The following is a 14,160-nucleotide window of genomic DNA, read 5'->3' as shown; positions in this document are numbered from 1 at the left end:
CGCGGATCCGGGCCGGGTGCTAACGGATGTCCGGCTCGGCACCCCCATAGCTGCCCTGAGTGACCGGCTGACCGTAGTCGGGCCGAGCGCCATGGCCGGGCCGAGCGCCATGGTCAGGCCGAGCGCCACGGCCGGGCCGAGCGCCATGGCCGGGCCGAGCGCCATGGCCGGGCTGCCCCGTGGCGGCGACCGGCGACAGCATCGTCATCCGCTCGGGAACAGTCGCCACCTGCGAGTCCGCGGCGGTCAGGGCGATCCGGACGTGATACCGGCCAGCCTCCCCGTAAAACGTCCCGGGCGCGACGAGTATCCCGACCTCGGCCAGCGCGTCCACCGTGGCCCAGGCCTCCTCACCCCGGGTTGCCCACAGGTAGAGGCCGGCCTCGCTGTGATCGATGGTGAANCCCGCGACCGCGAGCGCCGCCGCGAGGACGGCCCGCCGGTTGGCGTAGCGCGCCCGCTGATCCGCCACATGCATGTCGTCGGCGTACGCAGCCGNCATGGCGGCCTGCACGGGCGTCGGCATCATGAAGCCGGCGTGCTTGCGGACCGCGAGGAGACCCTCGACCAGGGCCGGGTCACCGGTGACGAACCCGGCCCGGTAGCCCGCGAGGTTGGACCGCTTCGACAGCGAATGCACCGCCAGCAGTCCCTCGTGGGAGCCGCCGCACACGTCGGGGTGCAGCACCGAGACGGGCCGGCTCTCCCAGCCCAGCTCGATGTAGCACTCGTCGCTGGCGACGATCACACCGCGCTCCCGCGCCCAGGTGACCACGGCGCGCATCTCGTCGACCGTGAGCACCCGCCCGGTCGGGTTCCCCGGCGAGTTCAACCAGATCAGGGTCACCCCGTCGGCCGGGCCCGCCACCGGTTCGCAGCGGGCGAGCAGCGCGCCGACCTCGTAGGTTGGATAGGCCGGGGTCGGCACCCACACCCGGTCACCGGGTTCGAGCCCGAGCTGACCGGGGAGCTGGGCCACCAGTTCCTTCGTCCCGAGCACGGGCAGCACCGCGCCCGGGTCGACGAGCACGCCGAGCCGGCNGGCCAGCCAGCCGGCCGCCGCCTCGCGCAGCTCCGGGGTACCCGCGGTCAGCGGGTACCCCGGAGCGTCAGCGGAGCCGGCCAGCGCCTGCTGCACGACGGCCGGCGTGGCGTCGACCGGAGTACCCACCGAGAGGTCGACCAACCCATAGGGATGCAGCCGGGCCTTCTCCTTGAAGGAGACCAGCTGGTCCCACGGGAAGTCGGGCAGTCGCACCCGGGACCGGGCCGGTGACCGCGGGACTCCGGAGATGTTGCCGGGTCTCCCAGGGCCGCTCAGGACTCGCCCTGAGGAGCCAGCGCGGCGACCGTCGGCGGGTCGAAGTCCAGGGCGCCGACCTTCGATGCGCCGCCAGGCGACCCGAGCTCCTCGAAGAAGTTCGCGTTGGTGTCGGTGTACCCCTTCCACTGATCGGGAACGTCGTCCTCGTAGTAGATGGCCTCCACCGGGCAGACCGGCTCACAGGCACCACAGTCGACACACTCGTCAGGCTGGATGTAGAGCATCCGTCCGCCTTCGTAGATGCAGTCGACCGGGCACTCCTCGATGCAGGCCCTGTCCTTGACATCGACGCAGGGCTCTGCGATGACGTAGGTCACCGGTTTTCCTCCTCGGGCTCACGGGCGACTGAGTCCTTAGTATCGACCTGGACAGTTCCGTGTCGACAACAAGGGCGTGCGCTGGTGGTGTATGTCGTCCGCATCACTCCGGCCGATGTTGGCGCGCGAGTTATGCTCCGCCACCGCATCCCCGGACCGGTATCCCTCAGTGATGTTCTCGGAACGTTGCGGTCATGGTCATCGGGCGTGCTCACGGTTGTCACTGCCGAGGGCACACTCGTCCAGGTTACCGAGGATGCCGTCGTAGCGGCACGCGTCATCCCACCCCGCCCACCGACACGACGTACGCGGAATGTCCCGGATGCGACGGCTCTCATGGAGATTGTCCCGAATACGACTACCCTGAATACGACTACCCCGAAGGCGACTATCGCGGGGGCGACTGTCCTGGGGACGACCGTCCCGGACACACCCGATCCGGACACGCCCGATCCGAAGGTGCCCGGCCTGAAGGCTGCTGCCCCACCAGGGGCGGCTGCCCCGGAGACGGCCGCCCCTGGCGTGAACGCTCCGAGCGAGCTCTCGTGAGCACCCGCAGCCGCGGCAGGTTCGCCGAGGTCGTGCGCCGCGAGCCGATCGACCTGGCGGTCGCCTGCCANCTGCTCGCCGCCGAGGTCGACCCGGCAGCCGACGCCCCCGATGCCACCGCCACCCTGAGCGCCCTCGACGCATTCGCCGCGCAGGCCCGTCCACTGCTCGCCGCGCGGACGACCTCGAGCCGACGGCCCCGGTTCCCCCGGGCCGAGCACGGTACGCCGGTGGCANGCCAGACCGGCGCACCGGGACAGGCACAGCCGGGACAGGCACAGCCGGAATCCGGATCCGAGGCGGCAGGGCGCCTGGAGGGGTTCGGCCCGGGAGCGGGGAATTTCGATCCGAGGATCGCCGCCGAGACGCTGCACGAGTCCCTGGGGCTCGCCGCCGGCTTCGCCGGGGCCGAGGACGACTACACCGACCTGCGCTCCTCNCNGCTCCCCGATGTGCTGCGCCGGCGGCGCGGCCTGCCGATCCTGCTCTCCGTCGTCTGGCTGGAGGTGGCCGCCCGGCTCGGGGTCCCCGCCTATCCTGTCGGGCTTCCGGGGCACGTCGTGGTCGCGGTGGGTTCCCCCCAGGACCACGTGCTCGTCGATCCGTTCGCCGCCGGTCGACTACTGACGGTGCACGACGCCGCGGAGAAGGTACGCGCGGCCGGGTTCGCCTTCACCCGTGCCCACCTCGCCCCGATGAGCGCGCAGGACGTGCTCACCCGGATCCTCGGCAACATCCGGATCCTCGGGGCCCGCTCGGACGCGCCGCACATGCGGCTGTGGGCCGTCGAGCTGTCCCTGCTGCTCCCCCACCACCCGGCGAGCCTGCGCCGGGAGCGCGGCGAGCTCCGCGTCCGGTTGGGCGACTTTCTCGGCGGGGCCACCGATCTGACCGCGTTCGCCGACACGGTGGCCGCGGTCGAGCCAGCCGCCGCGGCGGCCGCCCGCCAGGCCGCCGCCGCGGCCCGCGCCCGGCTCAACTAGCCCCGGAGACCGTCCGCCCGCCCGGGAACCGTCCGTTAGCTCTGGGAAGCGCCTGTTAGCTTCGGGAACCGTCTGTTTCCCTCCGCGCCTCTGTTCCTCCCGTATCCGCACCGACCGGGTCGAGGTAGCGCCCGTCGTAGAAGACGAGCGGTCCGACATCGTCCCGCGGCTGGGCGAACGAGACGACCTCACCGAGGACGAGGGTGTGATCCCCCCCGGGATGGGTCGTGACCGTCCGGCACTCGAAGACCGACAGCGCGCCGTCGAACAGGACCACTCCGGTCTCCGGCCCGATCGAGTGCTCCCATCCCGCGAACATGTCGCCGGGCTGGTCATACGCGCGTTTCGCAAAGCAGCGCGACGTCTCGGCCATGTCCTCGGCGAGCACCGAGACTCCCCACACCCCCGAGGCCATGAGCGGACCGTGGAAGCGGGCGTCCCGGCGGATGCTGGCGAGCACCAGCAGCGGGTCGAGGGAGACCGAGACGAACGAGTTCGCCGTCATGCCGAGATGGCGACCGTCGGCGACGGTCGTGAGAACCGTCACTCCGGTAGCGAACCTGCCGACCGCCCTGCGGAAGTCCGCCGTCCGCAGGATCGACCGGTCGGCCTGGGAGACCTGGAAGACCGGAGAGACCGGAGAGACCGGGGAGGCGGGCGCGCCGGCCCGGTTCTCTCCACGGTGCGCAGGGCTACCCACCCGGCCACGCTACCCGCTCCGCTCACCACGTGGGCGACAGTCCCCAAGGGCCGGTGACATCTCCCACATCACAAGAGCCGGTGACATCTCCCAGGGCGAGACAGGCGACCCGGTGACCGGGTGACCGGGTGACCGGGTGACCGGACCGGTGCTCAGCAACCGGGAGGAAGCGCCGTGAGCCCCCGCCGTGCCCCGGCGAGGACGGCGACCGCGATCGGGCTCAGTGCCCCGAGCAACAGGAACGCGTAGCCAGATCCGCTCGCCCGCAACAGCAGGTCCCCCTCGGGGCGGGAGCTGGCGAACAGCAGCACGACGACGGCCCAGCCGATGAGCACGGTCGTGGGTCCCAGCCGGGTGCCCGTCAGCCACCGCACCAGCAGCGCGGCACCCCCGTTGCCCACCAGCGCGACCAGTACGCCGAGCGACAGCAGCATCCCCCCCGGCCGCGGACCGGCGGGAACGAGGAAGACGCCGTAGAGACCCAGCCCGACCCCCAGAAACACCCCCAGTGTGTAGGAGGCGGTCAGAAAGGCCCTGCCGGGTTGCGGGTCCGGGGACGGTTGCAACGACGGCCGTGCCGGCTGTCGTTGCAACCGGGTTGAGGGCGGCGTCCGGCGGGGACCGGCGCTGGGACGGGGCATTCTCCGACAGTAGGACATCGTCCGCCAGGCCCGCCCGGTCAGGCCGACCAGCCCCGAGGCCCCAGCCCCGAGACCCCCGTAGCGGACCCCGGTGGCAGATCTCGGTCCTCAGGCGATCACCAACTCGGCAGGTACGACGATCACGTCCACCAACGCGCCCCGCCGCCACACCGTGAGTTCCACTGGCCGGCCGATCGTGCCCTCGGTCAGCAGCCGCTGGAGATCACCCGGAGCGACGACGGGCGTCCCGGCCACCGACAGGACGAGATCCCCGGTGAACAGCCCGGCGATCCCGGCCGGACTGCCGACGACCACCTCGGCCAGCCAGACACCGTGGCGCTGCCCGATCCGCTCGGCCACGGCGGGTGGCAACGGAACACCCGCCCCCGCGACCCCCAGGTACGCCCGGCGGACCCGGCCGTCGCGCATCAACGCGGCGAGGATCTTCCTCGTCGTGTCGTTCACCGGGACAGCCAGCCCCAGGCCGACACCGGCGACGGCGGTGTTCACTCCCACCACCCGGGCGTCGGCCGTGACCAGCGCCCCGCCGGAGTTACCCGGGTTGAGAGCCGCGTCGGTCTGGATCACCTCGTCGACCACCCGCACGGCCGAGCCCGAACGGGTCGGCAACGACCGGCCGAGGGCGCTGACGACCCCGGCGGTCACGCTGCCGGTGAGCCCCAGCGGGTTGCCGACGGCCACGACGAGCTGGCCGACCCGCAGACCCGCGGCGTCCCCGAGGACGGCAGCCGGCGGGGTCGTGCCCCGGGCCCGCAGCACGGCCAGGTCCGAGAGCGGATCGGCACCCACCAAGTCGNCCTCGCGCTCGGTGCCGTCCGCGAACTGCGCCAGCCCGACCGATGCTCCGGAGATGGCCCGATGCCCCTCGACGACGTGCGCGGAGGTCAGCAGGAACCCGTCGTCGGTGAACACCACCCCGGAGCCGGCTCCCGCGCCGCGCCGGGTACGCACCCGTAGGCTGGCCACTGACGGGGTCAGCGCCGCGGCCACCCGGGTCACGACCGCGGAGTAGGCGTCCAGCGGCTCGACCGGCAAGGAACCACCGGGCCGCGTCGGGTCGGGTCCGTCTCCCCTGGCACGTCTGGTCCGCATCCGACCTCCTCGGCCGACGCCACACTTACATTGATTACAGCGTTACGAACACGGGGCCGTCCAGAACATTCCCACCGAGGTGCCTGTGCCACCGCGGCGAGCGGGCGAGCGGGCGGGCAGGCGAGCGGGCAGCAGACGATCGGCCAGCGGGCAGGCAGGCGGGCAGGCAGGCAGGCAGGCAGGCAGCAGACGATCGGGCCGGGGCGTCAGCGGGCCGGGGCACCGGAGCCGATCAGGGCTCGCACACGAGACCGGCGAACAGGTCCCGCTCCCGCCCGTCCGGACCGTCCCCCGGCCCCCGGGCGCCCTCGGCCAGCACGAAGTGCTCGACACTCCAGGCTCGCTGGCCGATGCCGTCGGCGAGCGCGAAAAAGAACCCGTCAACGCTCATCTGCGTCCGGTGCGACCGCATGGCGGCGATCTTCGCCTCGAAGAAGTGGGGAGCGGAGAGCTCGGTCGTGATGTCCGCATCGTCGACAAGCGTCACCCCCAACTCGTCCACGGACGTCAGACCCGCGAACGGGTTGCTCTCAGCGGCGGAATCGCGGAAGTACTCGAAGCCCGCGACGGCGCTCGATCGCGCCAGCGCCGTCTCGTAGCGCTTGGCGACCTGCCAGACCGAACCGGCCTGCGGGGCGAAGGACGGGTCGGCGGCGTCGGTGAAGGCCCGCCGGGTGAGTTCGTGGGCCCGAATGTGATCGGGGTGCCCGTAACCACCACGGGCGTCGTAGCTGACGAGCACCTGCGGCCGGACCTCGCGCACGATCCGCACCAGCTCCGCCGCGGCCTCGTCCAGGTCCGCCCGCCACAGGCAGCGGGGATGGTCGTTGGCGGGGGTGCCGATCATCCCACTGTCCCGCCAACGCCCGGGACCGCCAAGAAAGCGCTGGTCGGTGATGCCGAGCGCGGCGCAGGCACCGGCCAGCTCGCCGATCCGGTAGCCACCGAGCTGGTCGCCCCGATCCGCCCGCAGATGGATCAGCTCGGGCACCAGTACCTCCCCCTCCTCCCCCAACGTGCACGTCACGAGGGTGACGTGGGTGTCGGGGGAGGCGGCGTACGAGGCAAGCGCGATCCCCGTCGAGATCACCTCGTCATCGGGGTGGGCGTGCACGAACATCGCCCGCCGGGTGGGAAGTGGCGCAGTAGAGGGTGATGATGGGGTAGCTGTCGTCACATTGACGACCCTATGGGTAGCTTTGCCGCAATGTAGGGACCGCTCAGGCTCGGCGGCGGGAGCGGATCTTCTCGCGCTCGGCGGCGGTCAGCGCCACCTTGCGCAGACGCACGAAGCCCGGGGTGACCTCCACGCACTCGTCCTCGCGGCAGAACTCCAGCGCCTGCTCAAGGGTGAGTATCCGGTGCGGGGTGAGCCGGACCAGCTCGTCGCCGGTGGATGAACGCATGTTGGTGAGCTTCTTTTCCTTGGTCGGGTTGACGTCCATGTCGTCCGCCCGGGAGTTCTCACCCACGATCATGCCCTCGTAGACCTCGGTCGTCGGCCCGACGAACATCGTGCCGCGTTCCTGGAGGTTGAACAGGGCGTATGCGGTCGCCACCCCGCTGCGGTCGGCGACCATGGAGCCTGTCGCCCGGGTGCGCAGCTCCCCGAACCAGGGCTCGTACCGGTCGAAGACGTGGTGCAGCAGCCCGGTACCGCGGGTCTCGGTGAGGAACTCGGTCCGGAACCCGATCAGCCCGCGGGCCGGGACCAGGTACTCCAGCCGGATCCAGCCGGTGCCGTGGTTGACCATCTGCTCGACCCGGCCCTTGCGCAGCGCGAGCAGCTGGGTCAGCGTGCCGAGGAACTCCTCGGGCGCGTCGATGGTGAGGCGCTCCACCGGCTCGTGGATCTTACCGTCGACAGTGCGGGTGACGACCTGCGGCTTGCCGACGGTCAGCTCGAAGTCCTCGCGCCGCATCAGCTCGACAAGCACGGCGAGCTGCAGCTCCCCGCGGCCCTGCACCTCCCAGGTGTCCGGCCGCTCGGTGGGCAGGACCCGGATCGACACGTTGCCGACGAGCTCGGCGTCCAGCCGGTTCTTGACCAGCCGCGCCGTCAGCTTCTTGCCGGAACGGCCGGCGAGCGGGGAGGTGTTGATGCCGATCGTCNTGCTGATGGACGGTTCGTCAACGGTGATAACCGGCAGCGGCCGGGGATCATCGGCGTCGGCGAGGGTCTCCCCGATCGTGATGTCGGGGATGCCGGCGATGGCGATGATGTCGCCCGGCCCGGCCGACTCCGCCGGTACCCGCTCGAGCGCCTGCGTCATCAGCATCTCGCTGATCTTGACGCGCTGCTGGCTGCCGTCGGCCCGGCACAGCGTCGCCGGCTGACCACGCTTGATCGTGCCGTTGTGCACCCGGCACAGCGCGAGCCGGCCGAGGTACGGGGACGCGTCGAGGTTGGTGACCAGGGCTTGCAGCGGCGAGTCAGGATCAAACGACGGCGCCGGCACGGTCTCCAGCAGAAGGTCGAACAGCGGCTTGAGATCGGGTGAGTCCGGGCTCACCCCGTCGGCCGGGCGGGTGGTGGAGGCACGACCCGCCTTCGCGTTGCAGTAGACGATCGGGAAGTCGATCTGGTCCTCGTCGGCGTCGAGGTCGAGGAAGAGCTCGTAGGTCTCGTCAACCACCTCGGCGATCCGGGCGTCCGACNGGTCCACCTTGTTGATGACGAGCACCACCGGCAGCCGCGCCGCGAGCGCCTTGCGCAGGACGAAGCGCGTCTGGGGCAGCGGGCCCTCGCTCGCGTCCACGAGCAGCAGGACGCCGTCGACCATCGACAGGCCACGCTCGACCTCACCGCCGAAGTCGGCGTGACCGGGCGTGTCAACGATGTTGATCGTGATGTCGCCGTAACGGACCGCGGTGTTCTTCGCGAGGATCGTGATGCCCTTCTCACGCTCCAGGTCCATCGAGTCCATCACGCGGTCGGTGAGCTCGGCATGCTCGCCGAACGCGCCGGACTGGCGCAGCATGGCGTCGACGAGGGTGGTCTTGCCGTGGTCGACGTGGGCGATGATTGCCACGTTTCGAAGATCGGCACGAAGAGACACGGTGATGCGCTCCGGGGCGGACATGGGGTTCGCGACCCCGCAACAACGACGACGTCACCGCATGAAACGACGGTAACGCATGAACCGGTGACGCGAACGTTCTGGCGAGTGTCCGCCATGGTGTCGGCGCCGCGGCACGACGATCTGCCCGTCACGCGTACACCGGCAACGGTCGCACCGCCACTCATGGTACGGGTGCACCCATGGCACGGATGCACCCATGGCACGGATGCCTCGGCCACAACGAGCTTCACCGGTCCGGGGCTTCACCGGTCCGCGACCTCCCGTCGCCGACCTTCAGAAGAGTCGACGTTCAGAAGAGCGATCCGGGAGTCGACAGCACGCGGCGCAGCTCCGCCACCAGGGGACCGTCGGCCGGCATCCACCGGACATCGTCCAGTTCGGCCACGCCGAGCCAGCGCAGCTCGTCATGTTCGACGAGCCGGGGCTGCTGGCGCGTCNCCCGGCCGAGCCACACCCGCAGCACCCATCCGGGGCTGGACAGCCCGACCTCACCGAGCGGCGGACCGACCTCGATCTCGACGTCGAGCTCCTCCCGGCACTCCCGGACGAGCGCGTCGAGCTCGTGCTCGCCGGGCTCGACCTTGCCGCCCGGAAACTCCCACATCCCGGCGTAGGGATGCGGTTCCCGGCGCCGGGCGGCCAGCACCCGGCGATCATCGTCGAGCAGCGCGACGGCGACGACCAGACGTCCCTTCACCACCGGGGAGTCGGTGCCGTCCCGGTCCTCGGGTGTTCCACGCCGTCGTCCATGGGTAGAAGGGAGGGCATCCAAGCCCTCCACATCCGCGTTCATGGTGCCGGACTCTCCCAGAGTCCGGCCAGCCGTGGATCCGTTCCCGGCGGATCGTGTCTGATGACCCTTTCGGGTGGCTCCACCAAGACGGCTCGCCGAGCGGCGGGACGCGGACCGCAAGCCAGAGAATCCAAGCCAGAGAATCAGAGAATCACCAGCCGGAGGGAATCGGTATGCCGAGCAGACTGGACACCACCGAAGTCGCCGGGGCGCTGGNGGCACTACCCGGCTGGATCGGCGACGCCGACCGGATCCAGTTGGAGATCATGCTGGACGGGGACGAGGCCGACGCGATCGTGGCCGAGGTCATGCAGGCAGCGGACGTGATGAACCATCATCCGGTCGTCGAGCGGGGCCCGGGAACAACGACCTTCACGGTCTGGACCCACTCGGTCGGCGGCGTCACCGAACTGGACGTGGCCCTGGCCCGCAGGATCTCACAGATCCTGCGCTCTGCCGGCGTCTCGTACTGAGCGCTCGTACCGAACAGATGTCTCGTACCGAACAGATGTCTCGTACCGAACAGACGTCTCGTACCGAACAGACGTCTCGTACCGAACAGATGTGGAGATCACCAGAGACTGGGCAGCACCCGGAAGACACCATCCGGATCAGGCGGGAACGGTACGACGATCGTCACCGCTGCGGTGTCGATCGTCCCGTAGAGATGCGGGAAGAGCTCCCCTGGCGCGGGCGTGCCCCCAGCGGGCGCCTGGCCGGCGGGCGTCACGGGCGCCGGCGGCTCCCAGCGCAGCTCCGCGCTCAGCCGCTCCGGGTTGACGACGACCAGCAGCAGGTCCGCACGCCCGGCGTAGTACCGGTTCGCGGTTGCCACGGCCTGCTCCGGGGCGGAGAAATGGATGAACCCCTCGGATGCCAGGCTCGCCGGGCGGTACCCGTCAGCCCCGGCCGCCCACTCGGACCGGCCCACCAGATGGCAGATCACGCCATCCTCCTCTCCTCGCCACTCATCGGTCGTTGACTGCCGAGCCACGGTCGCGGTGCCCGTGTCGGCCCGGGAACGCTCCCGGCGGGCCGGACGAAACCCACCTCCGCCCGAAGACCAGTCTGAAGGGCGTGCCCGCGATGCTTCAGCCCCGTCACCCGCAGGCCGCCGGGGAAAGCCGCCTACGCGGAGTCGACGCGGCGCGGGGCCTCGCCCTGATCGGCATGGTCGCGACGCACATCTATCCCGCGGTCGGGGATGACGGGGCGGTGACCCCCGCGCATCTGCTCGCCGCCGGCCGGGCCTCGGCGGCCTTCGCGGTACTCGCCGGGGTGGCGCTGGCGCTGTCGACCGGCCGGCTGCCGGCGCCACAGGCGCGCGCGTCGACCGTGGCACGAGCGGTCTGCATCGGGACGATCGGCCTCGCCCTCGGCTACACCCACTCCGGCATCGCGGTGATCCTCTGTTACTACGCGCTGATGTTCATCCTGGCCGTGCCGCTGCTGCGGGCTCCGGTCGCAGCGCTGGTCGTCGTCACGGTGCTGGCGTTCGCGGTCGTCCCGGCCGCGGGCCTCCTCAGCCGGGACCATCTGCCGCCCCCGACCCTTGCCGACCCGACCTTCGGCCGGGCGTTCACCCACCCGGTGAACCTGACTCTGGAGATGGGCTTCACCGGCTTCTATCCGGCGCTTGCCTGGCTCGGGTATCTCTGCGTGGGACTCGCGGTCGGCCGGCTGGATCTACGGTCCACGCGGGTCGCCGCCGCCCTGCTCGCGGGGGGTGGCACGATCGCCGCGGCGGCGTCGCTGGTCTCCTGGGCCCTGCTCCGGCACGCCGCGGGCATGGCCGCACTCGAATCCGTCGATCCCGTCGAGGTCGCGGGAGTCGGGCCGCTGCCGGTGCGGTCCATCCTCGACGCCGGGCTGTACGGCAGCACCCCGACGAACACCTGGTGGTGGCTGGCCGTCGACACCCCGCACTCGTCCACGCCCGTCGATCTGCTGCACACCGGCGCGGCCGCGGTCGCCCTGCTCGGGTTCGTCCTGCTCCTGAGCCGGCTGCTGCCGCCCCTGATGCTGATCCCGCTCGTCGCCGTCGGATCGATGACGCTGACCCTCTACTGCACCCACGTGATCGTGATGTCCGCCTCCTTCCTCCCCGCGGATCCGACGCCGTCCTTTCTGCTCCAGGCGGCCGTAGCCCTGACCGTCGCCACCGCCTGGCGGGCGAGCGGGGCGCGAGGACCGGCCGAGGCGATCGTCGCCGCGGCCACCCGGGGCACCCGGCAGCTCGTTTAGCGCGGTGACCACGGCCGCCGGAGATCTTCAGGCCGCGGCCACAGCCTCGCTGTAGAGGCGGACGTTGATCCCAAAGCTACTTCCGGACTCGTATTCCTTCGCGGTCCGGCCATAGCGGTCGGGAGGCTGCGCCGGGCGAGAATCAATCTCATGAGTGCGGATGTCACGATCCCCTCGTACGGGGTACGCAACCGGGTTGAGCGCACCGGTCCGGCGGTCCGGGCCGCGCTCAGGCCTGACCATCGTGCCGAGTTCGAAGCCGAGTTCCACGCGGCGGCTGTCGAGGCCGACGACGCCCTTGACCTGGCGCCGCTGCACCGGGTCATTGACCGCTGGTGGCCTCAGGCCGTGCTTTGCGCCAACCCGGAGATCCAGGCGGGCATCGACGAGGACCGACGCCGCATTGCCGCCGGCGATCCGACCGTGATCGCCGAAATCTGGTACCCACCCGGCCATCCGCACCCGTCACGCACGGTCTGATGACTGCCTAAAACGTGACGATCAGTGGATAGCAACCTTCGGTGACGGTTGGAGACTCATCGTCTATACCATTGAAGATAGATAGATCATTATCACCGTGCTTCGCGTGATCTGGTTGAACGGCCGCGGTCTCAACAGGCATGTCGCCACGCGGTAGGTGCTTCTCATCACACGGGAACGGCCCCTGATCAGACGTTGAAGCGGAAGGTCGATCCCGGTGCCGGTGACCTCGGCGGATAGCCCGGAAGTCCTTTGGTACCAGGGGTTTCGCCTTCCGTCGCTTCTCATCGTCGATGGCAGCTTTTCAAGATCGCGTGGAACGCTCGTGTACCAGGGGGCACCGGGGACACGCGGTCGTCCGTGACGCTCGACGTGTGGGAGTTGTCCTGTGAGTCCGCGCTTCCTGCTCGATCGTCACGTGATGTTCGTCGGTTCACTCGGTGCTCTGCGACGTTCCGACGCGCCGAATGNGGTGGTGGCCGACGCGCCATGGGGTGCCGACCGGAGGGAGGCGGGGCCCCGTGCTGCGCGGCGAGCCACCTGGGGCCCTGTTCGGCGTGGCGTGTGCGGCGCGGGGCTCCTGCGGGCCCGGAGGGCCCGCCTTGAACAAGTAAGGAAAGTTGGCACATGGGTCAGTGGATATCGATCGCGTAGTCAAGGACTGCCCGGTCGGCGGGAATGGTGATGTCGACAGCAGCTTCCACCGGTTGATCCCGGTCGGGGCCTGCGAGCATCCGCCGGGTGACCGTGAGCACGGGGACGCCGGGTGGGATGCGCAGAGTCCGGGCCTCATCGGGATTCGGCATGCGCGCTCCGACGGACTCTTCCACTCTCGTGACCGCGACTCCGAGCGAAGCAAGCTGGGCGATGTTCCCGCNGGGCCACGGTTCGTTCTCGGGGTCCGCGACGGGGGTGCCCCCTACCAGGGACAGCGGGTAGTACGAGTGGCTCATCTGCTCCGGGAAGCCTTCGGAGTAGAAGACGAACCGCCGTTCGAGCACCGGCGTGTCCGGGGGGACTTCAAGGAGGTCGGCCACGGTGGACGGTGCGCCTACCTCTCGGAAGTCCTTGTCAAGTCGATAGCCAGACCAGGGGGTCTGACGGTCAAGCGTGAAGGCGGTCTCCTGCTGGCCCTGCGCTGCGGCGCTGGCCGCACGCTGGTATCGATCACCCGCGATCCGGCGGACTGGTCGGCGGTCCCGCACGTAGGCACCGTGCCCACGGCGAGTGATGATCAGACCTTCACCTCGGAGCACGTTGTAGGCCAGACGGGCGGTAGACCGCGAGACCTGGAACTCTTCGATCAGCTCCGTCTCGGACGGCAGCTTGGCCCCGGGCTGCACATCTCCACTGAAGATGCGGCTGCGTAGAGCGTCCGCTACCTGCTGGTATGCGGAACGATCACTGGTCTCGTCGATCATGTAACCACGATACCTGCACCTGACCTCTCAACATCTCATGTGGTTATTGCAATAACCCAACAAGGTCTGGTACTCTGTAACCACGCCACGACGGGAGGCAACCCGTCGGGCGTCCGGGCCTTCCGGGCATGAGGAAGGCCCGGGTGGGAGGCAACCCACCACGGGCCGGCGCACCTTCAGAGTGCTCTTCAAGAGTACCGCGTCGGCCGTCCTGACTACCAACGCGGGAGGGCTCTGTGAAGCTTCGCGGAAGGCTTGGGCGCGAGACGACGTACGTCGTGGCGGATGGCGCGCGTGAGAAGTTGCAGCGGGCGGCTGGTTCCCGCAAGCCGGTGCCCATGGAGCGGGCGGCTGGTTCCCGCAAGCCGGTGCCCATGGAGCGGACGGCGGACGGCGGCTGGTTCTCTCCGGACGACCCGTACATCACGTACTACATCGAACCTGTCCCCAACTATGGGACGTGGACTGATCGGCGAGGCCGGTAACCTCCTCCCCTCGATACGCCCCGGGAC

Annotated in this window: 14 protein-coding genes and 1 pseudogene; 5 read left to right on the top strand and 10 right to left on the bottom strand. The window is 70.1% G+C overall.

Annotated features, from left to right (window positions below; genetic code table 11):
- Positions 1-159: 159 nt before the first annotated feature.
- Together dapC and fdxA are read right to left on the bottom strand one after the other, a co-directional pair.
- A pseudogene (gene dapC, locus CED_RS18500) lies at positions 160-1,258 on the bottom strand (succinyldiaminopimelate transaminase); the annotation flags it as partial.
- Positions 1,259-1,317: 59 nt separating this feature from the next.
- Positions 1,318-1,641 (bottom strand): ferredoxin, encoded by a 324-nt coding sequence (gene fdxA, locus CED_RS18495; protein ID WP_011438232.1) that lies wholly within the window; start codon positions 1,639-1,641, stop codon positions 1,318-1,320.
- A gap of 545 nt (positions 1,642-2,186) precedes the next feature.
- On the opposite strand from fdxA, the gene CED_RS18490 reads away from it, so the two are divergent.
- Positions 2,187-3,173, top strand: coding sequence for a transglutaminase-like domain-containing protein (locus CED_RS18490; RefSeq protein WP_035912739.1), 987 nt, complete (start codon positions 2,187-2,189; stop codon positions 3,171-3,173).
- Between the two features lie 55 nt (positions 3,174-3,228).
- Here CED_RS18490 and CED_RS18485 read toward each other — a convergent pair whose 3' ends face one another.
- The 6 genes from CED_RS18485 to CED_RS18460 all read right to left on the bottom strand — a co-directional run bounded on the left by CED_RS18485 (position 3,229) and on the right by CED_RS18460 (position 9,503).
- Positions 3,229-3,873, bottom strand: coding sequence for a flavin reductase family protein (locus CED_RS18485; protein WP_011438235.1), 645 nt, complete (start codon positions 3,871-3,873; stop codon positions 3,229-3,231).
- 152 nt (positions 3,874-4,025) lie between these two features.
- The gene (locus CED_RS18480; protein ID WP_162839490.1) at positions 4,026-4,439 is read right to left on the bottom strand and encodes a DUF6113 family protein; all 414 of its coding nucleotides are present in this window, start codon (positions 4,437-4,439) and stop codon (positions 4,026-4,028) included.
- A gap of 183 nt (positions 4,440-4,622) precedes the next feature.
- On the bottom strand, positions 4,623-5,627 hold the full coding sequence (locus tag CED_RS18475; protein WP_051868916.1) for a S1C family serine protease: 1,005 nt from the start codon (positions 5,625-5,627) through the stop codon (positions 4,623-4,625).
- A gap of 232 nt (positions 5,628-5,859) precedes the next feature.
- Positions 5,860-6,747 carry an N-acetyl-1-D-myo-inositol-2-amino-2-deoxy-alpha-D-glucopyranoside deacetylase gene (mshB, locus tag CED_RS18470; protein ID WP_023840098.1) on the bottom strand — a complete coding sequence of 296 codons (888 nt, stop codon included), beginning with the start codon at positions 6,745-6,747 and terminating at the stop codon, positions 5,860-5,862.
- A 100-nt stretch (positions 6,748-6,847) separates the two neighbouring features.
- The gene (typA, locus tag CED_RS18465) at positions 6,848-8,686 is read right to left on the bottom strand and encodes a translational GTPase TypA (protein ID WP_035912763.1); all 1,839 of its coding nucleotides are present in this window, start codon (positions 8,684-8,686) and stop codon (positions 6,848-6,850) included.
- A gap of 313 nt (positions 8,687-8,999) precedes the next feature.
- Positions 9,000-9,503, bottom strand: coding sequence for a (deoxy)nucleoside triphosphate pyrophosphohydrolase (locus CED_RS18460; protein ID WP_035729873.1), 504 nt, complete (start codon positions 9,501-9,503; stop codon positions 9,000-9,002).
- Between the two features lie 173 nt (positions 9,504-9,676).
- Here CED_RS18460 and CED_RS18455 point away from each other — a divergent pair, with 173 nt between their 5' ends.
- Positions 9,677-9,976, top strand: coding sequence for a 4a-hydroxytetrahydrobiopterin dehydratase (locus tag CED_RS18455; protein ID WP_035912735.1), 300 nt, complete (start codon positions 9,677-9,679; stop codon positions 9,974-9,976).
- 98 nt (positions 9,977-10,074) lie between these two features.
- Here the strand turns inward: CED_RS18455 and CED_RS18450 are convergent, their stop codons facing one another.
- Positions 10,075-10,449 (bottom strand): DUF952 domain-containing protein, encoded by a 375-nt coding sequence (locus tag CED_RS18450; protein WP_011438242.1) that lies wholly within the window; start codon positions 10,447-10,449, stop codon positions 10,075-10,077.
- A gap of 140 nt (positions 10,450-10,589) precedes the next feature.
- Here CED_RS18450 and CED_RS18445 point away from each other — a divergent pair, with 140 nt between their 5' ends.
- Both CED_RS18445 and CED_RS18440 read left to right on the top strand, forming a co-directional pair.
- Complete coding sequence (locus tag CED_RS18445) at positions 10,590-11,747, top strand: heparan-alpha-glucosaminide N-acetyltransferase domain-containing protein (protein ID WP_011438243.1); 1,158 nt, start codon at positions 10,590-10,592, stop codon at positions 11,745-11,747.
- A 150-nt stretch (positions 11,748-11,897) separates the two neighbouring features.
- On the top strand, positions 11,898-12,227 hold the full coding sequence (locus CED_RS18440) for a DUF6247 family protein (protein WP_011438244.1): 330 nt from the start codon (positions 11,898-11,900) through the stop codon (positions 12,225-12,227).
- A 632-nt stretch (positions 12,228-12,859) separates the two neighbouring features.
- Here CED_RS18440 and CED_RS18435 read toward each other — a convergent pair.
- Entirely contained in the window at positions 12,860-13,648 is a 789-nt protein-coding gene (locus CED_RS18435; RefSeq protein WP_035912733.1) for a GntR family transcriptional regulator, read from the bottom strand.
- 236 nt (positions 13,649-13,884) lie between these two features.
- On the opposite strand from CED_RS18435, the gene CED_RS18430 reads away from it, so the two are divergent.
- Positions 13,885-14,133 (top strand): hypothetical protein, encoded by a 249-nt coding sequence (locus CED_RS18430; RefSeq protein ID WP_035912730.1) that lies wholly within the window; start codon positions 13,885-13,887, stop codon positions 14,131-14,133.
- Positions 14,134-14,160 lie beyond the last annotated feature (27 nt).

Source organism: Frankia sp. CeD (assembly GCF_000732115.1).
Lineage (GTDB): Bacteria > Actinomycetota > Actinomycetes > Frankiales > Frankiaceae > Frankia > Frankia casuarinae.
Note: the sequence above shows the minus strand (reverse complement) of the source record. Positions and strands in the feature narration are given on the sequence as shown.

Coding starts and splice junctions, on each gene's coding strand:
- mshB (WP_023840098.1), bottom strand. CDS start 6,747: ATGTTCGTGCACGCCCACCCCGATGACGAGGTGATCTCGACGGGGATC.
- CED_RS18445 (WP_011438243.1), top strand. CDS start 10,590: ATGCTTCAGCCCCGTCACCCGCAGGCCGCCGGGGAAAGCCGCCTACGC.
- CED_RS18440 (WP_011438244.1), top strand. CDS start 11,898: ATGAGTGCGGATGTCACGATCCCCTCGTACGGGGTACGCAACCGGGTT.